Consider the following 23,919-nt stretch of genomic DNA (forward strand, 5'->3'; position numbering starts at 1 on the left):
CCACCAGCGCAACATCTTCTACAACCAGCGATGAGACCATAGCTCACAGTCACTACACACCATCGCCGAGGGTCCAGGTGACCTTCCGATCAGTAACTGTGTGCAATCGGTCCGACGACGATGACCGCATTATGCCGTCCGAAGCTAACGGACATAAAGGGCCTAAACGGGCAAGGACGCAATCAGACAACCGTTGTAAACCTATACCGGCCAGGCATCACATCTGGCCAAGCTAGCCCCCGCGACTACTTAGAGTAGTTTCCGGTGGCGGCGACTTGGCGGGTGTCAGGACACCACCGGCAGCATCGTCCGGACGGGGCCGCCCCGGGCAGCGTGAAAGCGCTCGTCCGGGACCCGCCCATACGTCGTGGTCCGTTGCCGAGCGGGACGACCCGCCCCGGCGGCCACCTCCTCCAGCTCCGCCACGGATCGCCGCGAGCCGTGCTGGGAGCCGGCCATCCGGCTGATCGTCTCCTCCATCAGCGTCCCGCCGATGTCGTTCACCCCACCGGCGAGCACCGAGCGGCAGCCGTCGACGCCGAGCTTCACCCAGGAGCACTGGATGTTGTCGATCGACCCGTGCAGCAGGATCCGCGCCATCGCGTGCACCGCCCGGTTCTCCTGCACCGTCGGACCCGGCCGGGCCACTCCGGCCAGGTAGATCGGCGAACTGTGGTGGACGAACGGCAGCGCGACGAACTCGGTGAAGCCCCCGGTGGAGTCCTGGATACGGCGCAGCAGCCGCAGATGCGCGACCCAGTGTGCCGGGGTGTCCACGTGGCCGTACATCATGGTGGCCGTCGAGCGCAGGCCCACCCGGTGCGCGGTGGTGACCACCTCGACCCAGCTGGCCGTGGGCAGCTTGCCCTTGGTCAGCACCCAGCGGACGTCGTCGTCGAGGATCTCCGCCGCGGTGCCGGGGATCGTGTCGACGCCGGCCTCCCGGGCCGCGACGAGCCAGTCCTCGATGGACATCCCCGTCCGGGTAACCCCGTTGAGGACCTCCATCGGGGAGTACGCGTGCAGGTGCAGCCCCGGGGCCGCTCGCTTGATCTCGCGGGCGAGGTCGAAGTAGGCGGTGCCGGGCAGGTCCGGGTGGATGCCGCCCTGCACGCAGACCTCGGTGGCGCCCACCGACCACGCCTCGGCGGCCCGGCTGCCCACCTCCGACAGCGACAGCGTGAACGCGTCGGCGTCCCCGCGGCGCTGCGCGAACGCGCAGAACCGGCAGCCGGTGTAGCAGACGTTCGTGAAGTTGATGTTGCGGTTGACGATGTAGGTGACATCGTCGCCCACCACGTCGCGGCGCAGCCCGTCCGCGAGCAAGCAGAGCTCCTCCAGCGCCGCCCCCTCGGCCCCGAACAGGGTGAGCGCCTCGGCCTCGGTGATCCCGGCCGGGTCGGTGCCGGCACTGCGCAACGCGGCCCGCAGCTCGGGGTCGATCCGCTCCGGTGCGCCGGCGCCAGTCCCAGCAGCACCGGCGCCGGCGCCGGCGGCAGTGGCGGCCGCGGCCCGGGCGGCTACGGCGCGGCTGCCGGTGCCCACGACGCCGTCGACACCGGTGCCGGCCGCGCTGACCTCCGCCCGCAACGACTCCCAGTCGCCGTAGACGGTGTCGAAGTCAGCTCGGGTGGCGTTGTGGCGTCCAACGGTGTCCACCGCGGTGTTCAGGTCGACGCGGCCGGTGTCGCCGAGACCGCCGTCGGGCTCCTGCCAGGGCCGGCCGACGGGCAGGGCGCCGTCGGCGAGCAGCCCGTCCGGGCCGGCCAGCGCGCGCACGTGCCCGGTCACGCGCGGGTCGATCCACGGCTCGTCCAGGTGCGACGGATACACCGTGAGCCGGGGGCGCAGCGTGAAGCCGGCCCGAGCCGTCGCCTCACGCAGCACGTCCAGGTCCGGCCAGGGCCGCTCGGGGTTGACGTGGTCCGGGGTGACGGGCGAGACGCCGCCCCAGTCGTCGATGCCGGCGGACAGCAGCAGGGCGCACTCGGCCGTGTCGATGAGGTTCGGCGGCGCCTGGACCCGCATCGTGGGGCCGAGCACGAGCCGGGTCACGGCGACGGCCGCGGCGAGCTCCTCGGCGTCTACGTCGGGCGCGGAGCGCATCGCGGTGTCGTCCTTGGCCCGGAAGTTCTGGACGATCACCTCCTGGATGGAGCCGTACCGGCGGGCCAGCCCGCGCAGCTCGAAGATCGTCTCGGCGCGCTCGGCCCGGGTCTCGCCGATGCCGAGCAGCAGGCCGGTGGTGAAGGGGATCGACAGGCGGCCGGCATCGGTGAGCACCCGCAGCCGGACCGCCGGGTCCTTGTCGGGCGAGCCGAAGTGCGCACCACCCGGCTGTGACCACAGCCGGGTCGCCGTCGTCTCCAGCATCATGCCCATAGACGGGGCGACGGGCTTGAGCCGGGCGAGCTCGGCCCAGCTCAGCACGCCCGGGTTCAGGTGCGGGAGCAGGCCGGTCTCCTCCAGCACGGCGATCGCGACGGCACGCAGGTAGCCCAGCGTCGAGTCGTAGCCGTGAGCGTCGAGCCACTCCTGGGCCGCGGGCCAGCGGTCCTCCGGGCGGTCGCCCAGGGTGAACAGCGCCTCGGCACAGCCGGCCGCCGCGCCCGCCCGGGCGATGTCGAGCACCTCGTCGACGGTGAGGTACGGCGCGGGCAGGCGGTGCGGCACCGTGGCGAACGTGCAGTAGTGGCAGCGGTCCCGGCACAGCCGGGTCAACGGGATGAAGACCTTCGGCGAGTACGTGACGACGCCCGGGCGGCCGAGCGAAGCCAGGCCCGCGTCGCGCACCCGACCCGCCGACACGCACAGGTCGGCGAGATCCTCGCCGCGGGCGGCCAGCAGTACCGCCGCCTCGACGGCGTCGAGGGTGGCACCGTCACGGGCCCGGCGCAGCGCCCGGCGCATCGCCGACACGGCCGGCACGGCGTCGGCGCCCGGCGACGGGTGGGGCAGGCCCGGGTCGGGGTCGGCCGTCAGGCCGCCCGCGCCGTCGGGTGTCGCCGCCGTACTGGTCATGACTTCCTCGGGCTTCTCCGTGGCGCCGGGCCGGCCGCCGCCCGGCGGGCCGGCGGGCCCGGCCCGTCACCATCGGTGTCGAAGGAACACTGGGTTAAGGAACACTGGGTTGCGGACATCGGCAGAAACGACGACACCACAGCGGCGCCGGAACCTGGGGCATCTCGGGGATGGAGTCGCCGCGCACGCGCCGGCCCGGCCGGGTCGCGGGCTGGTAGGTGCGGGGCTGGTCAGGTGCGGGGGGCTGGTCAGGTGCGGGGCGCTCGGGTCGGGTGCGGGGCGCTCGGGTCGGGTGCGGATCCGGGTGACGGGCGCCGGGACGCCGGCAGCGGGGGGCGCCGGCGGCCCGGGCACCCATCGGGTCAGGGAGTCGCGCGGCCGGCGGCGCGCCAGCCGGTGCCCGGCCGGCGCAACCGGTCGAGCGTGCCGATCAGCATGTTGGTCCGGCTGCGGGCGGCGAGGACGTCGGTCTCGGCCTGGGCGCGGCGGTGCGGGCGGTCGGCCCCGCCGTGGGCGGGAGGCTCGGCGGCCATCGCCGCGGACCGCCGCATCTGCGCCCGGCGGGCGGCGACGACCTGGGGGGCGCGCGCTCCCGCGAGCGCGCGATTGAGGGAGGCGGACAGGGCTTCGAGGCTCTTGGTGGTCCTGATGTCGGACATGGCGGTCCTTCCAGCGACGTGGAGAGCTCACGTTCACTCTCACAGCTCTCTCTAACCGGAATCAAGAGAAACCGGGTGAGGGACGACACATCCCGGCCGGCACTCTGGCGCACGCGGCGGGACGACGATCCGGTCATCCCCGGACGACCGCCCGGCTATCCGGGAAGCCCGCCCGCAGCGGGTCCCTGACCTGCTCGGATGGCACCCGAATGCGCAGGGGCCGGCCACCCCGGGCCCACCGGGCGTGATTCGGGTCACCACGCCTGCCCGCACGTTTGGCCACCGGCCGGCCTGGGTATGGCAGCCGAGCACGGTGTGCTCCCAAACGAATTACTCCTTTCCGAGCGCCAAAGTCGTTACGCTGATCAGGTGCCACGCAACCGCCAGGAGGTTCCCCGCGAGGAACGGATCGACGCGCTGCTCGCCGTCGCCGAGGAACAGTTCCTGGCCCGCGGCTTCGCCGGGACGTCCATCGCGGAGATAGCCCGCTCCGCCGGGATCGAGCCCGGATCCGTCTACTGGTACTTCCGGTCGAAGGACCACGCGTTCGCGGCCGTGCTCAACCGCCTGCTCGACGTCGAGGTGGACCGGATCGCCGGCCTGCCGGGCAACCCGGCGGACAAGCTCTTCCTCGCCCTCGACTCGGTGGAACGCCGGCGCACGCTGCATCCCTGCGTCGCCGAGCGCGCCCCGCACGCCGAGCCGGTGATGGAGTACCACGAGCGGCTGCATGCCTGGCTGCACGGTCTCGCCCTGGCCGCGGTGCACGACTACGTGCCCGAGGCCGACCGGGCGTTGGCGGCGGACGCGGTCGTCGCCACGATCGAGGGTGGCCTGGCCAACCCGGCGCCCAGCCGGCCGACCAGCCATCTCGTGCACTTCCTGCTGGCCTCGTTCTGCCGGGATGCCTCGCCGCCCGCCCGGCCGGAGTTCAACGGCTGGGTTGCCCCGCTGTTCGCCCGCCCCCGGCTCGGCTGACGCTCCCCGACCGGCCGGAAACCCGCCCCGGCGGGTGGGCCACGGGAGCAGCCGGTGAGCCATCCGCCGGGCGTCGGTGCCAGGATCGCTCGATGTGAGAGTGACAGCCCTGGCCGGCGGGATCGGCGGCGCCCGCTTCCTGCGTGGCGTGCTCGCGGCGCTGCCCGACGCCGACGTGACGGTGATCGGCAACACCGGCGACGACATCACCCTGCATGGCCTGCGCATCTGCCCCGACCTCGACACGGTGATGTACACCCTCGGCGGCGGGATCTCCGCCGAACGCGGGTGGGGCCGCGAGGACGAGTCGTTCGTCGTGGCCGAGGAGCTTGCCGCCTATGGGGTCGGGCCCGCCTGGTTCGGGCTCGGCGACCGGGACCTCGCCACCCATCTGGTGCGCACCGAGATGCTCGACGCCGGCTATCCCCTGTCGGACGTCGTGCGGGCGCTGTGTGAACGCTGGCAGCCGGGGGTGCGGCTGCTACCGATGACGGACGACCGGGTGGAGACGCACGTGGTCATCACCGACGACGACGGCCAGCGCGCCGTGCACTTCCAGGAATGGTGGCTGCGGCTGCGCGCTGCCGTGCCGGCGCAGGCAATCGTGCCGCTGCGGGCCGAGACGGCGAAGCCGGCGCCGGGGGTGCTCGACGCCATCGGCGAGGCGGACGTCGTGCTGCTCCCGCCGTCGAACCCGGTCGTCTCGATCGGCACGATCCTCGCCGTGCCGGGAATCCGCGAGGCCGTGCGGGAGACCGCGGCGCCGGTGGTCGGGGTCTCGCCGATCATCGGGGGGACAGCGGTGCGCGGGATGGCCGACGCCTGCCTGACCGCCATCGGCGTGGAGACGTCCGCGCAGGCCGTAGGGGTGCACTACGGGGGTCGCGGGCGCGCGGCGGTGCCGCCCGCGGCGGCCGGCGGGGGGTCGCAGGCGGGGCTGCTCGACGGCTGGCTGGTCGACACGGTCGACGCCGGCGCGGCGGTGCCCGGCGCCACCGTGCTCGCCCGGCCCCTGCTGATGACCGACCTGGAGGCGACGGTGGCCATCGTCCGGGCGGCCCTGGAGGTCGCCGGTGTCTGAGCGGAAGCCGACCACGAGAAGCGAACCGACCACGAGAAGCGAACCGACCACGGGATCCACGGGCGTGCCGCCGAGCGGGGCGCTGACGGTGTTCGGGCTGACCGGGATCGGGGAGATCCGGCCGGGTGACGATCTCGCCGACGCGGTGGCCGCGGCCACGACCGGCCAGCCGCTCGCCGACGGCGACGTCCTCGTCGTCACCTCGAAGATCGTCTCCAAGGCCGAGGGGCAGCTGATCACCGTCACCGGCGATCGCGAGGCCGCCCGGCAGGCCGCGATCGACGGCGAGTCCGTCCGCGAGGTGGCCCGCCGCGGGCCGACCCGGATCGTCGAGACGCATCACGGCTTCGTCCTGGCGAGCGCCGGCGTCGACGCGTCGAACATCGCCAAGGACTCCCTCGCCCTGCTCCCGGTGGATCCGGACGCCAGCGCCGCCCGGCTGCGGGCCGGCGTTGCCGCGCGGCTCGGAGTGGACGTGGCGGTCGTGATCACCGACACCGCCGGGCGGCCGTGGCGGCGCGGCCTGACCGACATGGCGATCGGCGTCGCCGGCATGGCCGCGCTGCGCAGCCACATCGGCGACATCGACGGCTACGGCAACGAGCTGGGCATGACCGAGGTCGCCGAGGCCGACGAGTTGGCGGCCGCGGCCGACCTGGTCAAGGGCAAGCTCGGCGCCACCCCGGTGGCGGTCGTGCGCGGCTACGGCCGGCTCCCCGACGACGGGACGGGGGCGCGTTCGCTGCTGCGGCCGAGTGGTGAGGACATGTTCCGCCTCGGCTCACTGGAGGCGCGGCGGTCGGCGCTGAGCGAGCGGCGCACCGTGCGCGAGTTCACCGCCGACCCGGTCGACCCGGTCGCGGTCGAACGGGCGGTCGCGGCGGCGCTGACCGCCCCGGCCCCGCACCACACCACCCCGTGGCGCTTCGTGCTGGTCACCGAGCGACGCGCCGAGCTGCTCGACGCGATGGCCGCCGCCTGGGCCGAGGACCTGCGCCGCGACGGGTTCGACGAGGCCGCGGTCGGTCGGCGGCTGCAGCGCGGGGACGTGCTGCGACGGGCCCCGCTGCTCATCGTGCCGATCATGGTGCTGGACGGGGCGCATCCCTACCCCGACGCCCGCCGCGCCGCGGCCGAGGAGCGGATGTTCACCGTCGCCGTCGGCGCCGGGGTGCAGAACCTGCTGGTCGCGCTGGCTACCGAGGGGCTCGGCTCCTGCTGGGTCTCCTCGACGCTGTTCTGCGCCGAGGTGGTCGGCACGGTGCTCGACCTGCCGGCCGGCTGGGTACCCATGGGCGCGGTGGGTGTGGGGCACGCCGCCGCGCCGGCCCCCCCGCGCGCCCCGCGCGATCCGGGGGCGTTCCTCCTGCGCCGCTGATCTCCGCGTACCGCCGATCAGCCCGCACGGCGATCTTCACCGCTGGGGGTGGCTTGGGCCCTGCCTTGCCTTGCCACAGGGACGAAGCGGGCGCGTAGCCCTGCGGAAGGGCAAGGAAGCCGGGACGGGCGACGAAACCAGACCGGGCGTCCGCTACGCCCGACTACCGGGCGGAACGTGGGGGTATGGAGGTGACGCAGGGCGCCGAAACCGGGCGGTCCGAGTGTCGTCCGGCGGGTCGAACACATCCTGCCGGTGAGAAGTGGTTCGACACTTCGTAGGATCAGTCTTCGTGGGTAAGAAGAGCGCCGAGCGCAACGTCAGGCTCGAACAGTTGCGCCGCGAGCAGAAGCGCAAGGAACGTCGTCGCGCGCTGCTCATCTACGGCACGTCCGGGTTCGTCGTGGTGCTGCTCCTGGTCGGGATCATCATCTACAGCGTCGCCGACACCCACTCGAAGAACAAGACTCGCAAGGTCGGCTACGTGACGGCGGCGTCCGCGGCCGCGGCCGCGGCCGGCTGCACCGGCACCGTGAACGACGCCTCCCAGGGCTCCGCACACGTCGGCACGACGGTGAACTACAAGGCCTCGCCGCCGTCCTCGGGCAGCCACAACCCCGACCCGCTGCCCGACGGCATCCCGTTCTACAACCCGGCGTCAGGCATCTCGGTCGAACGCGCCGTCCACAGCCTCGAACACGGCTTCGTCGTCGGGTGGTACGACAAGAGCCTGCCGGCCGCCCAGGTCGAGAAGCTGCGGTCGCTGGCCGCCAACGCCGGTCCGCGGTTCATCGGCGTCCCCTGGACCCGGTCCGCGTTCCCGGACGGCAAGCACTTCGTGCTGACCGCCTGGGACCGCACCCAGCGGTGCACCACCGTCTCCGAGGACGTCATCACCGACTTCGTCGACAAGTACGCCAACCCGGATCCGGCCGGGGCCACCTGGGACTCGCCGACCGCGCCCGAGACGAACGCGCAGGGCGGCACCCTCGACGTGTCGGCCGACGGCCCGCTGACGGCCCAGGGCGGCGCGTCCGCCGCCACGCCCACGCCGGGCGCGGGCACCATGTCGCTGTCCCCCACCAGCCCGACGCCCGCACCCTGACCGACGCCCGCACCCTGACCGACGCCCGCACCCTGACCGACGCCCGCACCCTGGCGGAAGGGTCGGGCGACGGAAGGGCTCAGGCTGCGGAGCCGGTGCGGATCGGCATCAGGAGGTAGCGGAAGGCGCCCTCGTCGACGGGAGGCCCACCGGGTTCGCGCACCCCGCCGCTGTCCTTGCCGGTGAGCACGGCCGGGCGGGCGGTGGCCTCGGCCGGGTCGGCGGCCACGAACCCGATGGTCGCCTCGTCGTCCTCCACGGCGCCGAGCCCGTCCAGCAGGTATGAGGGGTTGAACAGCACGGACAGCTCGGGCCCGGAGTACTCGACGGGGATCGTCTCGCTGGCCTGGGCCCCGCCGCCGTCCCCCGCCTCCGCGACGACCTGGTCCTGGGTGAAGGTGAAGCGCAGCGGCGCGGTCCGGGTGGCGACCACGGCCACCCGGCGGACCGCGGCGGCGAGCACGGCGGTCTGCGCGGTGACCGTGTACGCCGCCGTCTCGGGCAGGAGCTTGCGGTAGTTGGGGAACGTGCCGTCGATGAGCCGCACGATGGTCTGCCGGCCGGCTGCGGCCAGGCCCAGCCGGGCGCCCGCCGGATCGGCGAGGTCGAGCCCGATCACGATCCGGGAGGCCGAGGTGGGCGTGCGGGCCATCTCGGCGAGCACCTTGGCCGGCACGTGCGCCAGGGCCCACGGATCATCGACGGTCGGCTGCCAGGGGATGCCGCGCACCGCCAGCCGGTAGCGGTCGGTGGCCGCGAGGATCAGGCCCCGCCCGGAGATCTCCAGCCGGACCGTGGTCAGCACCGGCACCGTCTCGTCCCGCCCGGCCGCCGGGGCGACCTGGCCGACCGCCGCGGCGAACCCGAGGGTGTCCACCTCGCCGATGGGGGCGGGAAAGCGCGGCAGCTCGGGATAGTCGGCGGGGTCCATCAGCGGGACGGTGAAGCGCACGCTGCCGCAGCGCAGCACCAGCCGGTCGCCGTCGATGGCGACCTCGACCGTCGTCGCCGGCAAACTGTGCACGATGTCCGCCAGCAGCCGGCCGGGCACCAGGGCCCGGCCCGGCTCCTCGACCGCCGCCGCCACCGGCGCCCGCACGGCCACCTCGGTGTCGAAGGCGCAGACCAGCAGGCCGGCGCCCGGCTGCGGGCCGGCCGCCGGCGCCGCCGCCTCGAGCAGCAGGCCCGTCAGCACGTTCGGGGTCAGACCCGGCCGGCTCGGGAGATGCCGGGCGGCCCAGCCGGTCGCGTCGGCGAACACGTCGCGTTCCACGCTGAACCTCATGGGGCCGATTGTCCCCGCCCTCGGCCGGAAATCGTTGCATTCACCGATCGGTGTTCGCCTTCGCCCGGCCGGCGCCGCGCGGGACGCCTGCCGTCCGGTCGGTGGCGCCCGGGGCGGCCACCGTCCAGCTCATCTGCAGGGACAGCCGACCATCGTCGCCGTCGGCGCTGACCGTCACGGCCGTAGCGCCCGGCTGGGGCGCGCCGCCCGCGCCGCCCGGGACGCCCGGGACGCCCGGGACGGTGATCGCGCGCGCCCAGTCCGGCGGGATCGCGGAGCCCGCCGCGGTGAGGGTGAGGCTGCCTCCGGTGGCGTCGCAGATCAGGGTGAGCAGCGCCCGGCGGCCCGGGATCGCCCGTAGCACCCGCGGCAGCAGCACCTCGAGCCGGGCGCGCACGGGCGCCGGGGCTGCCCGCAGATCCCCGGAGACCTGGGCGTCGATGCGCACGCCGTGCGACTCCGCGTCGAACAGCGCCGGTGCGAGGTCGCCGAGAGCGGCCGCGTGACTGGCGACGAGGGTGCGGCGGATCATCGCGGCGAACCGTCGGCACCGCTGGCGCACCGCCGGGTCACGCGGGTCGAGCAGGCCGTCGCGCACCGCCGCGAGCAGCGGCAGCACCGCACGCTCGATCATGCCGAGCGCCCGGGCCCGATCCATCCGGATCCGGACCTCGGCCTCCCGCCCGGCCGCGAGGTGGGCCTCCTGCCCGATGGCCCAGGCCGCCGCGTCCGCGGAGCGGCGCAGCACCGGACCACCCATCGCCGCCATGATCTGCAACGCGACCATGGCGTTGAGCACCGACAGGAGCTGGGCGAACGGCAACGGCCCCGCCGCGGCGCCGAATGCCGCGACGCCGGCGAGCGTGACGGCCGCGCAGCCCAGGGCGGCGATCCACTCGACCGGCGGCCGGGACACCGTGACCTGCATGAGCAGCAGCGGCAGCACCAACACCGGCCAGGCCGCGACCCGGCTCGCCCCCGGATCCGCGGTGCCGACCAGCGCGGCGGTGGCGACCGTCACCGCGAGCCCGCACGCCACCAGGCCGAGGGCCTCGACCCGGGTGGCCGGGCGGCGGCGCACCCGCCGGGTCACCACGACGACCGCGGCGCCGAGCAGGAACCACAGCCCGATGGCGGCCGGGGACGTGCGCAGCCCGCCGGGCAGCACGATCAGCACCGGCCCGGTGAACGGGTACCAGATCACGGCGGCCGTCGCCACCGCGCGGCGCAGGCTCGCCGTGTAGGCGCGGCGCAGCTCCTCGGCGGACGGCTGGCCCGGTCCCGGCTCGCGGGCGCGGGTTGGCCTCCGGACGGGCAACGCACGGGGCAGCCGGGCGAACACGGCCCGGCGGGCGGCGGCCGACCGGGACGATCCGGGCGGCTCGCCTGCGGCGTCCGGCTCGGCGGGCGCGATCCGCGCCCAGGTCAGCAGCACACGGGTGCCGCGGCCGGGGGCGGCGGCCAGCCGGACGCGGCCGCCGACCTCCGCGAGCCGGGCCTGGACCGAGCGGCTCAGCCCGAGCCGGTCGGCAGGGACGGCGGCCGGGTCGAAACCCCGCCCCTCGTCGCGCACCATCACCCCGACCGCCGTCGGCGTGTGGTGCACCGTCACCCACGCCTGGCCGGTGCCGGCGTGCCGGCGGACGTTGGACAGCAGCTCGGCGGTCGCGGCGGCCAGCGCGGCAGCCACCTCGGGGGGCAGGTCCTGCCCGTTCCCGGTGCCCGGGAGGGGCGAACCGGGCATGCCGACGGTGCCGGTCCGGCCAAGCCGCACCCGCAGCCCGCGCAGCCGGGCGGCGTCGGCGACGGCGTCGAGTCGAGCGTCGAGGCTGCGCGTGCCCCCGCCGGCTGGGCCAGCGAGCAGACCCCGGACCGCGGTGATGGCCTCCTCGGCCTGGGTCCGGGCGAGCCGCACGTCGTCGCCACCGCCCCAGGCGATGCCGGCGAGCGTGTTGAGCACCGTGTCGTGCAGGACGCGTTCACGCTCCCGCTCCGCGCGGGCACGGGCCGCGGCGATCGTCTCGGCCCGCTGATGGTTCGCCGCCGCCCGCAGCCGGTCGTCGGCCCCGCCCGCGGTCGCCCGCAGCCGCCCCACCCCGAACCGGACGAGCAGGGACAGGAAGGCGACGAGCAGGATGGCGACGGCGACCCGGCGGTGCGACCCACCGGGGTCCGACGCCGCGCGCGCCGCGGCGGACGCCGTCCAGCCCGTGCCGGTGGGCACGGCCGCGGCGAGCCGGCCGGCCACGCCCACCCCGCCGGCCAGGGCGGCGCACAGGGTGACCAGCGCGCCGGCGAACACTCGCCGGCTGGTCATCGCGCCCGCGACCAGGGCGGCATGGGCGCAGCCGAGGTAGACCCAGGTCCCCGCACCGCCTACGGACACCGCGGGCACGACGGCGCCGGCGGCGAGCGCCCCGGCCACGCCGACGCCGACGTTGGCGAGGACGAGCCCGGTGCCGAGCCCGCGGCGCAGGGTCAGCGCCACGTAGCCGAGCCCCCACGCCTGCATCAGGAGCGCGGCGGCGAGACCCACCGGATGCCGGCCGTACCAGGACCACCAGACCGCCAGGTACAGCGCCGTGGTGATCAGGCCCAGCACCCGCAGCGCGGCGAAGGTACGCACGACGACGGCGGTGAGCGCGTCGGATGCGCTGAGCGAGGCGCTGACCGGCACGGACATCAGTCTGGCCCGTCGGATCAGGGCACATCCGACGATCGGCCGCAATGGTGGGTCGGGATCGCCCAGGTCAGGTGCGGTCGGAGCTGAAACGCACCGCGCCGGCGGTGAGGACCGCGCCGGGGAACACCCGTGCCCCGGCCCGCAGCTCGTTGCCCCGCTCGATGACGGCGCCGTCGCCGACGACCACGCCGTCGAGCACGACGCCGGGGCCGATCACGGCATCGCGACCGATCACGCTGTCCCGCACGGTGGCGCCGGCCGCTACGACCGCCCCATCGAAGAGCACGGCGCCGTCGACCGCGGCGCCCGCGCCGACCTGGGCGCGCGCTCCCACGGTGGCGCCGCCGCCGATCTTGGCGTCGGCGGCCACGGCTGCGCCGGCCAGGACCAGGCAGTCCCCGACCGGTCCGGGCAGCGCCGAGGAGACCATCCGGCCGGTCACCAGGTCGCGGCTGCCCTGGACGAACGCCGCCGGCGTGCCGAGGTCGAGCCAGTAGGTGCTGTCCGGGTAGCCCATCACCGGCGTGCCGGCGGCCAGCAGACCGGGGAAGGTCTCCCGCTCGACCGAGACCGGCCGACCCACGGCGATGGTGTCGATCACCGAACGGCGGAACACGTAGCAGCCGGCGTTGATCAGGTTGGTGGGTGGATCGGGCGTCTTCTCCAGGAACTCGGTGACGCGACCGTCCGCGTCCACCGGCACCACGCCGAAGGCCCGCGGATCGGACACCTCGGTCAGGTGCAGGGTGACCGCCGCGTCCGCCACGGTGTGCCGGCGGATCAGCGCCTGGATGTCCAGGCCGGACAGGATGTCACCGTTGAAGATCACAACCGGGTCGTCCGGGCCGGCGCGCAGCCGCCCCACGACGTTGCGGATGGCGCCGCCCGTGCCCAGCGGCTCCGTCTCGGTCACGTACTCCAGCTCGAGGCCGTGGGCGGACCCGTCCCCGAAGTACTCCTCGAAGACCTCCGCCCGGTAGGAGGTGGCGAGCACCACTCGGTCGATCCCGGCGTCGCGCGCCCGGGCCAGCATGTGCGCGGTGACCGGCACCCCTGCGACCGGCAACATCGGCTTGGGGGCCGACATCGTGAGTGGTCGTAGACGGGTCCCCTGACCGCCGACAAGCATCACTGCGTCCATGGAGAGTCAGTGTCGCAGGGCATGGGGTAGCCCTTGGAGACGGATGGGCAGCGGGACCACTACCCGAACGTGCCGCCATGAGGCAGATACTTTCTGTTTACCGAGCGGTCACCCCACGCGCTCGACCGCCGCCGGGGCTCAGCCACCGGGGGTGGTCCCACGGGCGGTGAGCAGCTCCGCGGGCCGGGTCGCCCTGGCCCCGGCGCTGTCCTTGGCGAAGGCGAGGGCGAGCAGCAGCCGGGCGCCGAGGCCGACGCCGAGCAGCAGCCGCAGGGGGGCGCGCGCCGGCCCCGGGTACTGCCGGGACAGGTAGCGGAACATGCTGCGGTGGTGGGCCACCACCATCCGCCGGGACGACCGCTTCGTCGAGTGCCCGCCGAGATGCTCGACGACCGCGGTAGGCACGTACACCGACTGCCAGGACGCCGCCCCGATCCGCCGGCCCAGGTCGACGTCCTCCATGAACATGAAGTAGGACTCGTCGAAGCCGCCGACCGCCTCGAATGCCTCACGGCGCAGCAGCTGGCAGGAACCGGACAGCCAGCCGGCGGTCATCTCCCGCGGGGCGCCCCGCTCCCGCCGGTAGGAGGCGGTCCACGGGTTCGTCGGCCAGCACCAGCCGAACAGCGCATGGCCGATCCCCCGCCCCAACGACGGCAGATCGCGGGCCGACGGGTAGAGGGCACCGTCCGGGTTGGTGATCCCGGGGCCGAAGGCGCCCCCGCCGGGCCAGCGCTGCGCCGCGGCGATCAGCTCGTCCAGCGCGCCCGGGTTGAACGAGATGTCGGCGTTGGAGATCACCAGCCAGGGCGCGGCGGCGCCGGCGGCACCCCGGTTGACGGCACTGCCGTAACCGAGGTTGCGGCCCGGGCGCAGCAGCCGCGCCTCGGGGCGCTCCCCCGCCGCGCGGGTGCCCGCGTCGAGCTTCGGGGAGTTGTCGACGACGACGACCTCGTACGCACGGGTCGTCGCCTTGGCCAGGGAGTCGAGGAAGGGTCCGATGATCTCCCCGGACCGGAAGGTCACGACGACGACCCGAATCTCCGGCTCCACATCCATATCCTCGCCCGCCCGTCTCACCGGCCCGCCCGCCTCGCCGGCCCGCCCGCCATCCGTCCGACCGGCACGGCCCGCGCCACCGTGGTGACGGCGAGCGGCATCCGTGCCGAGGAGACCGTAGCGCGCCCTTTGCGGCGGTCCTCGCCCCGGGGCCGGCCGCCCGCGCCGAGGGGATCACGGCAGGCGGTATCAGCGGGCAGGCTCACGCACACCGACCGCCGTGGGTCGGCTAGTCGGTGCGCTGGAGCTGGCCCGCCTGTCGGGCGCTCAGCGCTCGGCGACGGCCCGCGCGTAGCTCGCCAGGTGGGCCTCGGCACTCGCCGCCCAGGTGAACTCCCTGGCCCGGGCGAGGCCCGCCTGCCCGAGCTGGCTGCGCCGCTCGGCGTCGTCGAGCAGGGCGCCCATCTCGCGGGCGATGGAGTCCGCGTCCGGCTGGGTATAGGCGACGGCGTCCCCGCCGACCTCCGGCAACGACAGCCGCGGGGTGGTCAGCACCGGCGCGCCGCAGGCCATCGCCTCCAGCACCGGCAGCCCGAAGCCCTCGCCGTGCGAGGGGTAGGCCACCAGCGACGACCCGCCCAGGTACCCCGGCAGGTCGGAGAAGCGCAGGTAACCGGGCCGAATCACCCGCAGATGGCTGGGCACCGAGGCGACCGCGGCGTCGACGTCGTCGTCCCAGCCCGAGCCGCCGGCCAGCACGAGGGCCGGCGGCTCGTCCCGCCAGTGCACCGCCTCGGCCCAGCCGCGGATCAGGTTCGGGACGTTCTTGCGCGGCTCCAGCATCCCGAGGAAGGCCACGTAGCGCGCGTCGCCCAGGCCGAGGCGGCGGCGCACCCGCAGTTTGTCCTCCTCGGTCGGCGGGTGGAACGTCGACGTGTCGACGCCGTGGTAAGCGACGTCGGTGGTCGTCGACTCCCCGTCGAGCACGCGAACGAGCTCGTCACGGGTCGCCTTCGACGGGACGATGATCCGGGCGGCGCGGCGCACCGCGGTGCGCATCGCCGAGCGGAAGAACGTCCCCTTCACCGCCGTGTGCATGTCCGGCTCGGTGAAGAAGGTGACGTCATGAATGGTCACGCATACGGGCTGCTGCGCCCGTAGCGGCATCGTGTAGTGCGGTGAATGGATGACATCGGCATTCACCTGCTCCGCGACCAGTGGCAGCCCGGTCTGCTCCCACGCCAGCCGAGCGGGCCGGTGGGCGATGGCCGCCGGCCCGGACAGAACGGTGGCATGTGGAGCCATCCGGCTGTAGCGTTCCTCGTCCGACCGTTGGCAGACCAGCGCCATGTCCGCACCGGCCGCGCCCAGCGCCGCGACCAGCCCGTCGACATAACGCCCTACGCCACCACGGTCGGCCGGGACCGAAGTCGCGTCGACGAGCACCCGGGGTCCCACGGCGCTCCTTCCCTGACGCGCCACCCTGGCAGGGGTGGCCGCTTGCTTCACGGTGACCGCTTGCTACTCAACGGGGGCAACACTACGCCCGCCCGTCAGCGGCGACAGACACGGCAGGGGAGCCGCCGACTCGACGGTAGAGCGCCCACGTCGCCTCCGCCGCCGCATTCCAGGTAAATGCCTGCGCGCGCGTGCGTCCGGCGTCCGACAGCCGCCCGCGCAGGCCCGGATCGCCAACGATCCGGGCCACCGCGGCGGACAGCGCGGCGGCGTCGCCGACGCCGACCACCAGCGCGGCGTCCCCCGCGACCTCGACCAGCGCCGGGGCGTCGGAGACCACAACCGGCACCCCGTGCGCCATCGCCTCCACCACGGGCAGGCCGAAACCCTCCGACCGGCTCGGCGCCAGCAGCACCCCGGCGCGGGAGAGCACGACCGCGAGATCCTCGTCACTGATCCGCCCAAGAGTGCGGACCCGGGCGCCGTCCAGACCGTGCCGCGCCGCCTCGGTGCGCACGTCGAGCCCGCCCCAGCCGGCCGCGCCGACGTGCACCAGCGGCAGGCCCGGATCGTCCGGCCGGCGCAGCGCGGCCAGCGCGGTGTCCAGCCCCTTACGCGGCTCCAGGGTGGCGAGGGTGAGCAGGTAGCCGCCCGGCGGCGGCAGGCCCAGGCGGGCCGCGCGGGCGTCGGCGTCGGCCGGCACGCGGACGACGGCCTCGGCCACCCCCTCGCCGATGGCGTGCAGCCGCTCGGCGGGGATCGGCAGATGCCGGGCCACCTCGGCGGCGACGGCGAGGGTGGGGACGATCACCGCGTCGGCGTGCCGGGCGGCGCGCTCGCCCATCAGCCGGTGCCAGCGGGCACCGTGCGGGGTCAGCGTCTCGGGATGCGTCCAGGGCACCGCGTCGTGGATCGTCACGACCAGTTTCGGCCGGGGCCGGCGTCGGTCGAGGGCGTCGCCGAGCGCCGGGGCGACGCTGTGCGCAGCCCACGCGGCCAGCGGCGGCCGCACCGGGCCGCCCGCCGGCCGGCCGCCGGACCGGTCGGAGCCGGACCGGTCGGAGCCGGACCGGTCGGAGCCGCGCAGGGCCTCGACCACGGAGCCGGTCACCCGGCCACCGGTCCCGCCCGCGGGCGGGAGCAGCAGAGTCGGCGCGTGGATGACATCCACCCCGGTCGGCGCGGGGCCGACGCCGCGCGACCAGGCCGTGGCCAACGCCCGGCGGGGCAGGCCGAGGCGCAGCGGGCCGAGCACGCCCGGCAGCCCCGCGGCGTCGACGGTGCGCCGCGCGGCGCACCAGCCGACCACCCCGTCCCCCGGCGCGGCACGGCGGGCGAGGGCGGTCGCGAGCTCGGCGGAATAGCGGCCGGTCCCACCCGGAACCGGCGCGAGCAGCTGCTCGACCAGGAAGCCCACACGCACGGGTGACAGTCTGCCCCTGCCCCTCGGCGTCCCCGGTTCGGGGGCCCGTCGAGCCCCACCCAGGTGCCGAGCTCAGAGGGCCCGGCGGGCGCCGGGGCGTCACCAGGTCGGGTAGTCGCAGCTCAGCTGACAGGTGGCGGGTACCCCCGAGCCGGGTACCCCGGCTCAGCGCTGGCGGCCACGCAGGGCGGCGGCGACCATGATCACGCAGAACAGCCCGCCGATGAGGTAGCCCCACCAGCGTTCGCCGTCCACGGCCTCGGCCGCGGCGGCCGCCCCGAAGACGATCAGACCGAACAACAGCACCGTGAGCAGGGCGGCGACCATCCGCTGGTTGCGCCGGGAGCTCGGCGGCGGAGGCGGACCCGTGCGGGGCTGGGGTGGGGTGCGCGGCGGGGTGCGGCGCGGCCCTTCGCCGGGCCTGGAACGCCGGGCCATCGACTCAGCTCCCCCGCTTGCGGGCGTGGGTGAGCACCACGCTGCCAGCCGTGTCGGGGGCTCGCCGGTCGGCCAGCGCGACGGCCGGGGAGAGTACCGCCGCCGCATTCCAGCCGGCCCGGCCACCCTTCGCGGACAACGTCAGGTACAGCCGTTCGGCGCGTTCGCTGCGGAACATGTACGTCTGCCGAACGACGTCCAGCCCGGCATCGTCGAGCAGCTTCGCGAGATGCTCGCCCGGATAGGTGTGCTTGACGTGGTAACGCTCGCGGTGGCGGTCGAACAGGTCCGGCCAGGTGGTCGCCCGGGTCAGCGCGTCCGCGGACATCACCAGATCGCCGCCGGGGCGCAGCACCCGGGCCATCTCGGCGAGCGCGGCCGGCCCGTCGTCGAAGTGCTCGATCGCGCACACCGACATGACGACGTCGAAAGTGGTCGCCGCGAAGGGCAGCGCCAGCGCGTCGCCCTCGACGAGTCCCGGGTGGCCGCGCAGGCGCCGGCCGAACTCCAGCTTGTGCCGCGCCAGGTCGAGGCAGACTGCGCGGGCCCCGCGGCGGGCGGCCTGCCCGGCCCAGTAGCCGTCGCCGCCGGCCACGTCGAGCAGCGTGCGCCCCGACAGCTCCCCCGCCCACTCCAGCAGGGTGCCGACCTCGCGGCGGCGCATCACGTGGACCTGGTGACCCACGAAGGCGAGGGCGTCGTCACGTACGGGGCTCACCAGTCCGCCTTCCGTTCCGGCCGTTGTTGACGGACAGTCTGCCCGCCATGTGGGCACCGTTCGCGCCTGGACCCGTCAGATATACCTCAGGTGATCGTCTCCGGACGCGACGCGACGAGCCGGGAGGCGGGCCGGACCACGGCCGGACCGGGCCGGGTCGCCGGCCGGACCCGCGGGAACGCCTCATCCGCCGCGGTGTTCGCCGCCGAGCGCGCCGAGCGCCGCGTCGAGGTAGTTCCCCCAGGCCGCCTGTGGGTCGGGCGGGGAGACCTTCGCCCGCAGGTCGGCCAGCACTCCTGGTTCGTAGAGGCGGCGCAGGGCCGCGGCGAGCGCGTCGACGTCGTCCGGCCCGACCAGCAGGCCGTCGACGCCGTCGCGGACCGCGGTGGCCAGGGTGCCCACCGTCGTCGCGATCACCGGCAGGCCGTGCAGGTGCGCGAGATCGACGTTCTGCGACGCCGTTCCCGCCCGGTACGGCAGCACCAGGGCGTCGGCGGCCGAGAACAGGCCGGGCACCTCGGCGGCGTCGACGTAGCCGGCCCGCACGTCGACCCGGTCGGTCAGGCCGAGTTCGGCGATGAGGTGGGTGGTCTGCGCGGCGTCGCCCCAGAACTCCCCCGCGACGGTGAGCCGGACGTCCGCCGGGCCGCGGGCCAGCGCCCGCAGCAGCACGTCAAGCCCCTTGTAGGGCCGGACCAGCCCGAAGAACAGCAGGCTGCGCCGCGGCCCGCCACCCGCCGTGGGCTCGGCGCGAGTCCGGGTGCCGGCCCCGGTGCCGGCCTCGATCGCTTCCGGGCGGCGCCGGGTCGGCGAGGACCACAGGTGCGGGGCCATCTCGGCCACCACCACCGGCGCCGGGGTGAGCGTGGCGGCGAGTTCGGCCTGCGCCGGGGTGTGCACGAGCACCGCGGACACCCGGCGCAACACCGCCCGGACCAGCGGCTCGTCCACCGCGCGCCGCTCGTGCGGCAGGACGTTGTGGCACAGCGCGAGCACCCGCGGACCGCGCCCGCGCCGGCGCCCGGTCCCGCCGCGCAGGGCGGCGAGGATGGCCAGGTAGGCCGGCGCCTGGATCGGGGTGACGACGACCAGCACGACCGCGTCGGCCTCGCGCCGCAGCCGCCGGCCGAGCCGGACCCAGCCGTCGGGCCGCCGCCAGGACAGCGGGTAGCGGGTCTGCCCGAACGGCTCCATCTCCGGCTCGGCGACACGCTGCACACCGGGGTAGAGCCGCGCGGGGTACTGGTCCGACCAGGACTCGATCGCGACCTGGTGCCCCCGAGCGGCCAGCCGGTGTGCGAGCTCGGTCGTGTGCTGGGCGATCCCGCCCTTGTAGGGGTGGGTCGGGCCGATGACCGCGACGCGCATGGTCAGGTGTTGCTGCGGGAACGGGCGACCAGGTCACCGATCAGGGCGAGCACGGCGATCTGGAAGCCGACGAGGATCGCGAGCAGGGTCGACGTCGCCACGTGGAAGTCGTAGCGGACCAGGTCCACGATCAGCTTGACGCCACCCAGCCCCATGATCCACAGGGCGATCGGCATGAGCACCTTGAGCGGGTCGAAGTACATGACCATCCGCAGCACCTGCAGGATGTAGCGCCGCGCGTCGCGGAAGGGGTGGAACTTCGACGTCCCGGCGCGCTTCGCGTAATCGATCGGGATGTAGTCGACCGGGTGCTGGTTGGACAGGAACGACATCGTGATCGTGGTGACGCAGCTGAAGCCGGGCGGGAGCAGCCGCAGGTAGGGCAGGGAGACCTCGCGGCGGAAGGCGCGCAGGCCGGAGTTCAGGTCGGGGATCTTCATCCCGGACAGCCGCTGCGCGATCATCCGGATGAGCCACTTCGCCGGCACCCGGGCCCACTTGTGGGTCCCCTCCTCGGTGAGCCGGGCCCCGACGACCTGGTCGACGTCGAGGTTGTCGTCCAGGTAGCGGACGAACTCGGGGATGCGCTCGTTCGGGTAGGTCATGTCGGCGTCGGTCCAGACGACGATCTTTCCCCGGGCCTCCTGGGTGCCGATGCGCCGGGCCGTGCCCGAGCCGCCGTTGCGGCGGAACGGCATGATCCGCATCCGGGGGAAGCGGGGGGCCGCGTCGCGCAGGACGGCGAGGGTGTTGTCGGTCGACTTGTCGTCGATCGCCAGGATCTCGTAGGCGTACCCGCTGGCGTCCATCGCGGCCGTGATGCGCTCCAGTTCGCGCACCACGTGATCCTGCTCGTTGTAACAGGGCAGGACGATGGTGACGTAGGGGACGTCGGGCCCGAGCGCGACGAGGTCGTCGCCGGCCGCGGGCTGCGTCGGGGTGCTGCCCTCCGGATGGTCGGGCTTGTGGATGGCGCTGACACTCACGTCGGTGTGGCTCCCGGTCGTCGTTCCCGGCTGATCGCCGCTGCGAGGCGGCACTTCCCGCCGGTGCATGGCGCGGCCCGACGTCGTCCCCACTCCGATCGCCGGCCCGTGGCGGTGATGCGCGGTCCGTCCATACGGGCGCGCCGTTCTAGAGTGGCACGTCCCGTCCCATGGTCCGACGACCGGTCCGACGACCGGTCCGGGCCGGGCCGGGCCTGAGAGCGATCGGGTCGACTGCCGACCGACCTGCGCGCCCGGGTACCGACCGGTGCGCAGGGCCTGGTCAGGGCGCCGCGGGCGGACGGGACGGCCGGGGACGGTGCCGGCCATCCGCCGTCCCACACCGGCGCTTACTGTTTGGACCGTGGCTGCGTTCAGAAGTGATCTACGTGAATACGTGCGGCACGTGCGGGCGCTGCGGGTCGCCCGGGAGACCTCGGCCCGTTCGTTCGTGGCGGGCCTGCGCTACCCGCTCGCCCACAAGCAGCCGATCTGGATCGGGTCGCCGACCGTCATCGAGGGCCGGGAGCGCATCGAGTTCGCCGAGGGGGCGGCGCTGCGGGTCGGCCTCGGCGGGTTCGGCCTGTCGACGAAGCGCGACACCTCGATCATCCGGGTGCACCCGGAGGGCCGGCTGCGCTGCGAGGGGGTCGTCTCGCTGCAGCGGGGCGTGCGGGTCGTCGTCGACTCCGGCGTGCTGGAGCTGGGCCCCGGCGCGAACATCAACGGGTTCGCCAAGATCCTCGTCCGGGAACGGATCTCCATCGGGGCCTACTGCAACGTCTCGTGGAACACCCAGCTGCTCGACAACGACTTCCATCCCATGGTCGTCGACGGCGTCGAGCAGCCGGTGAGCGGACCGATCGTGCTGGAGGACCGGGCCTGGATCGGCACCGGCGCGATCGTCCTCAAGGGCGTCACCGTGGGCGAAAGCGCCGTGGTGGCCGCGGGTTCCGTGGTCACCCGGGACGTCCCGCCGAAGGCCGTCGTCGCCGGATCGCCGGCGAAGGTCGTCGGCCACATCGACTCCTGGCGCTGAGGCACGGACTCCTGGCTCTGAGGCACGGACTCCCGGCGCCGAGGCACGGACTCCCGGGATAGGGCACGGACTTCCCGGCGCCGAGGCGCGGGCTTCCCGGGCCGAGGCGCGGGTTCCTGCGCTGAGGCGTGCGGCCCGGCTCGGGCCTACCTCGGAAACCGCCGGACTGCGACGCGGGGCTCGGGGGAACACTGCGGACGGTGACCTGCCGCAGGCCGGGAAGCATCTCGCCACTGTCCGCGACCAGGGCCGACGTGCAGATACCCGGACAGTCAACCGAACAGGGGTGTCCGTAGCATGACAGCACCTCCGTCCGATGGGACCGTGCAGAGCTTGGGTGACTCCGTGGATTCGACCGCAGCGGCCCGCGCCGCCACCACGCCCGCCCCGGTCGTGATCCCCGACGGGACCCGCTTTCGACCGTGGCGCATCCTGCGCACCGCCCCTCCCACCGTCTGGGCGATCACCCTGCTGTTCACGGCGGTGCTGGCCGGCTGGTCGGTGATGATGCCGCAGTACCACGCGCCTGACGAGCCCAACCACGTCGACGCCGTGATGCGTCTGGTGGAGGGCAAGGGCTGGCCGCATCCGGGGCACGTGATCGTGACTCGCGGCGGAGTCGGCGCGATCATTGCGGCGCCTTACGGCTCCGAGAAGCGGCCTCGTGACCTGTCCGCCGGGCCGTTCACCGCCGCGCAGGCGACGCCCCGCGACGAGCGGCCCAGCTGGGAGGAACTGGAGCGGACGCCGGCGCCCAGGGGCGGCATCCAGCAGATCGTCCAGCACCCGCCGCTGTACTACTGGGTCAACGCAGTGATCCTCAAGGCGATCCCGGGCGACGCCGACGACCTGCGCTGGGATGAGATCATCGGCATCCTGCGCCTGGTCAGCGTGGTGATGGTGGCCCCGCTGCCACTGCTGGCCTGGGCGGGGGCGCACCGGCTGTCCGACGGAAGCCGGGTGGCGGGGACCTGCGCGGCGCTGGTCCCGCTGGCCATCCCCGAGCTGTCCCACATCGGTTCCAGTGTCAACAACGACAACCTGCTGATCCTGACCGCGGGGCTGGCGACCGTAGGGATCGTCTACGTGCTGCGCGGGGACACCTCGCTGCGCACGGCGGCCTGGACGGGGGGCTTCCTCGGCCTCGCCCTGATGACGAAATCGCTGGCGATCGTGCTCGTCCCGATGGCCGCGCTGGCCTACGTGCTGGCCTGGTCCCGCGCCCGGCGCGACGCCCGGGCGCTGCGGGGAGCCGCGCCCGCGGCGGACACGGCCGCCGCGCCCCCGCCCGGCACCGGGGCCGGCGGCGGCGCGGCGGGTGGCGGCGGCGGTCGGGCCGATCTCCGACCATTCCGGCTCGCCGACGCTGGACCTGCCGGGCCCTCCGCCACCGCGCAGCGGCCGCCCTGGCGGCAGATCCTGCTCGGCGGCGCGCTCATGATCGCCCTGGGCGGCTGGTGGTGGATCGTCAACGTCGTGCGCTGGGGGGCCTTCCAGCCGGAGACGCCCGGCTTCCCGCTGGGCCAGTACCTCGGCGACGACTGGGGCGCCTACACCGAGCTCCTGATCAACGGAACCATCCTGCGCTGGTGGGGATCGTTCGGCTGGTTCGAGGTCAACCTCACGACCATCCCGGTCCGCACCGGCACGGCACTGGTCATCTTCTTCTTCGCGCTCGCGCTGATCCGGGCCCGGAACTGGCGCATCCGAGTCGACCTGCTGCTCCTGCTGTGGGTCACGTGGGGCCTGTTCGGGCTGATGACGCTGCAGTCCGCCAAGAACTTCGACAAGCACTTCCACGTCAGCGGCATCTCCGGCCGATACCTGTACGCCGGGCTCGTGGCGTTGGCGATCGGGATCGGTCTGGGAGCGGCGGCCACCGGCCGATACCTGTCCCGCGTCATGCCGCTGTTGTTCCTCGCGGGCGCGGTCACCCTGCAGGTCTGGGCGATCAGCATGGTGTTCCCGCACTTCTGGCAGCCGAAGGGCGGCGACCTCGGCGACGCGTGGGACGACATGGCGGCCTGGGCGCCGTGGTCGGAGGGGACGCTGGTCTTCATCGCCGTCGCGGTGTGCGCGCTCGCGGTGGCGACCCTGGCCGGCTGCCTGTGGGTGCTCGTCATCGGCGAGCGCGACACCCGGCCGTCCCGGTCCGGCCG

At 74.4% G+C, this 23,919-nt stretch carries 18 protein-coding genes; 6 read left to right on the forward strand and 12 right to left on the reverse strand.

The features are described 5' to 3' along the window. Positions 1-285 precede the first annotated feature (285 nt). Both FRAQA3DRAFT_RS17395 and FRAQA3DRAFT_RS17400 read right to left on the reverse strand, forming a co-directional pair. Positions 286-3,021, reverse strand: a complete 2,736-nt coding sequence (locus tag FRAQA3DRAFT_RS17395) for a bifunctional FO biosynthesis protein CofGH (RefSeq protein ID WP_009740356.1) — start codon at positions 3,019-3,021, stop codon at positions 286-288. 362 nt (positions 3,022-3,383) lie between these two features. Next, a complete protein-coding gene (locus FRAQA3DRAFT_RS17400) occupies positions 3,384-3,680 on the reverse strand; it encodes a hypothetical protein (RefSeq protein WP_009740357.1) in 297 nt (98 codons plus the stop codon). A gap of 369 nt (positions 3,681-4,049) precedes the next feature. On the opposite strand from FRAQA3DRAFT_RS17400, the gene FRAQA3DRAFT_RS17405 reads away from it, so the two are divergent. The 4 genes from FRAQA3DRAFT_RS17405 to FRAQA3DRAFT_RS17420 all read left to right on the forward strand — a co-directional run bounded on the left by FRAQA3DRAFT_RS17405 (position 4,050) and on the right by FRAQA3DRAFT_RS17420 (position 8,222). Then, on the forward strand, positions 4,050-4,658 hold the full coding sequence (locus tag FRAQA3DRAFT_RS17405) for a TetR/AcrR family transcriptional regulator (RefSeq protein WP_035921081.1): 609 nt from the start codon (positions 4,050-4,052) through the stop codon (positions 4,656-4,658). A gap of 94 nt (positions 4,659-4,752) precedes the next feature. Further along, positions 4,753-5,739, forward strand: a complete 987-nt coding sequence (gene cofD / locus FRAQA3DRAFT_RS17410; RefSeq protein WP_009740359.1) for a 2-phospho-L-lactate transferase — start codon at positions 4,753-4,755, stop codon at positions 5,737-5,739. Positions 5,740-5,803: 64 nt separating this feature from the next. Then, entirely contained in the window at positions 5,804-7,117 is a 1,314-nt protein-coding gene (locus FRAQA3DRAFT_RS17415; protein WP_232291642.1) for a coenzyme F420-0:L-glutamate ligase, read from the forward strand. Positions 7,118-7,409: 292 nt separating this feature from the next. Continuing rightward, on the forward strand, positions 7,410-8,222 hold the full coding sequence (locus FRAQA3DRAFT_RS17420; RefSeq protein WP_009740361.1) for a DUF3105 domain-containing protein: 813 nt from the start codon (positions 7,410-7,412) through the stop codon (positions 8,220-8,222). Between the two features lie 79 nt (positions 8,223-8,301). On the opposite strand, the gene dnaN is transcribed toward FRAQA3DRAFT_RS17420, so the two are convergent. The 10 genes from dnaN to FRAQA3DRAFT_RS17470 all read right to left on the reverse strand — a co-directional run bounded on the left by dnaN (position 8,302) and on the right by FRAQA3DRAFT_RS17470 (position 20,721). Then, on the reverse strand, positions 8,302-9,507 hold the full coding sequence (gene dnaN / locus FRAQA3DRAFT_RS17425; RefSeq protein WP_035921082.1) for a DNA polymerase III subunit beta: 1,206 nt from the start codon (positions 9,505-9,507) through the stop codon (positions 8,302-8,304). 40 nt (positions 9,508-9,547) lie between these two features. Next, positions 9,548-12,190, reverse strand: a complete 2,643-nt coding sequence (locus tag FRAQA3DRAFT_RS17430; protein ID WP_009740363.1) for a sensor histidine kinase — start codon at positions 12,188-12,190, stop codon at positions 9,548-9,550. Between the two features lie 67 nt (positions 12,191-12,257). After that, positions 12,258-13,331: a sugar phosphate nucleotidyltransferase gene (locus tag FRAQA3DRAFT_RS17435; RefSeq protein WP_035921084.1), complete on the reverse strand. Its 1,074-nt coding sequence runs from the start codon at positions 13,329-13,331 to the stop codon at positions 12,258-12,260. A 138-nt stretch (positions 13,332-13,469) separates the two neighbouring features. Next, on the reverse strand, positions 13,470-14,390 hold the full coding sequence (locus tag FRAQA3DRAFT_RS17440; RefSeq protein ID WP_009740365.1) for a glycosyltransferase family 2 protein: 921 nt from the start codon (positions 14,388-14,390) through the stop codon (positions 13,470-13,472). 267 nt (positions 14,391-14,657) lie between these two features. Beyond that, entirely contained in the window at positions 14,658-15,788 is a 1,131-nt protein-coding gene (locus FRAQA3DRAFT_RS17445) for a glycosyltransferase family 1 protein (RefSeq protein WP_009740366.1), read from the reverse strand. An 82-nt stretch (positions 15,789-15,870) separates the two neighbouring features. Next, on the reverse strand, positions 15,871-17,211 hold the full coding sequence (locus tag FRAQA3DRAFT_RS17450) for a glycosyltransferase family 1 protein (protein WP_009740367.1): 1,341 nt from the start codon (positions 17,209-17,211) through the stop codon (positions 15,871-15,873). Between the two features lie 165 nt (positions 17,212-17,376). Next, complete coding sequence (locus tag FRAQA3DRAFT_RS17455; RefSeq protein WP_009740368.1) at positions 17,377-17,649, reverse strand: hypothetical protein; 273 nt, start codon at positions 17,647-17,649, stop codon at positions 17,377-17,379. Between the two features lie 4 nt (positions 17,650-17,653). After that, complete coding sequence (locus FRAQA3DRAFT_RS17460) at positions 17,654-18,367, reverse strand: class I SAM-dependent methyltransferase (RefSeq protein WP_009740369.1); 714 nt, start codon at positions 18,365-18,367, stop codon at positions 17,654-17,656. Between the two features lie 183 nt (positions 18,368-18,550). Next, a complete protein-coding gene (locus FRAQA3DRAFT_RS17465; RefSeq protein ID WP_009740370.1) occupies positions 18,551-19,735 on the reverse strand; it encodes a glycosyltransferase family 4 protein in 1,185 nt (394 codons plus the stop codon). Between the two features lie 2 nt (positions 19,736-19,737). After that, the gene (locus FRAQA3DRAFT_RS17470; protein ID WP_009740371.1) at positions 19,738-20,721 is read right to left on the reverse strand and encodes a glycosyltransferase family 2 protein; all 984 of its coding nucleotides are present in this window, start codon (positions 20,719-20,721) and stop codon (positions 19,738-19,740) included. 364 nt (positions 20,722-21,085) lie between these two features. On the opposite strand from FRAQA3DRAFT_RS17470, the gene FRAQA3DRAFT_RS17475 reads away from it, so the two are divergent. Together FRAQA3DRAFT_RS17475 and FRAQA3DRAFT_RS17480 are read left to right on the forward strand one after the other, a co-directional pair. Next, the gene (locus FRAQA3DRAFT_RS17475; RefSeq protein ID WP_232291643.1) at positions 21,086-21,760 is read left to right on the forward strand and encodes a DapH/DapD/GlmU-related protein; all 675 of its coding nucleotides are present in this window, start codon (positions 21,086-21,088) and stop codon (positions 21,758-21,760) included. A 297-nt stretch (positions 21,761-22,057) separates the two neighbouring features. Next, the coding region (locus tag FRAQA3DRAFT_RS17480; protein ID WP_009740373.1) for a DUF2142 domain-containing protein at positions 22,058-23,919 on the forward strand (1,862 nt) is incomplete at its 3' end.

Origin of the sequence: Frankia sp. QA3 (genome assembly GCF_000262465.1) — a bacterium.
In the GTDB taxonomy this organism is placed as follows: domain Bacteria; phylum Actinomycetota; class Actinomycetes; order Frankiales; family Frankiaceae; genus Frankia.

Excerpts from the sequence above, each read along its gene's own strand:
- FRAQA3DRAFT_RS17435 (WP_035921084.1), bottom strand. The coding sequence starts at position 13,331 with ATGGACGCAGTGATGCTTGTCGGCGGTCAGGGGACCCGTCTACGACCA.
- FRAQA3DRAFT_RS17465 (WP_009740370.1), bottom strand. The coding sequence starts at position 19,735 with ATGCGCGTCGCGGTCATCGGCCCGACCCACCCCTACAAGGGCGGGATC.
- FRAQA3DRAFT_RS17440 (WP_009740365.1), bottom strand. The coding sequence starts at position 14,390 with ATGGATGTGGAGCCGGAGATTCGGGTCGTCGTCGTGACCTTCCGGTCC.
- FRAQA3DRAFT_RS17430 (WP_009740363.1), bottom strand. The coding sequence starts at position 12,190 with ATGTCCGTGCCGGTCAGCGCCTCGCTCAGCGCATCCGACGCGCTCACC.
- FRAQA3DRAFT_RS17400 (WP_009740357.1), bottom strand. The coding sequence starts at position 3,680 with ATGTCCGACATCAGGACCACCAAGAGCCTCGAAGCCCTGTCCGCCTCC.
- FRAQA3DRAFT_RS17455 (WP_009740368.1), bottom strand. The coding sequence starts at position 17,649 with ATGGCCCGGCGTTCCAGGCCCGGCGAAGGGCCGCGCCGCACCCCGCCG.
- dnaN (WP_035921082.1), bottom strand. The coding sequence starts at position 9,507 with ATGAGGTTCAGCGTGGAACGCGACGTGTTCGCCGACGCGACCGGCTGG.
- FRAQA3DRAFT_RS17395 (WP_009740356.1), bottom strand. The coding sequence starts at position 3,021 with ATGACCAGTACGGCGGCGACACCCGACGGCGCGGGCGGCCTGACGGCC.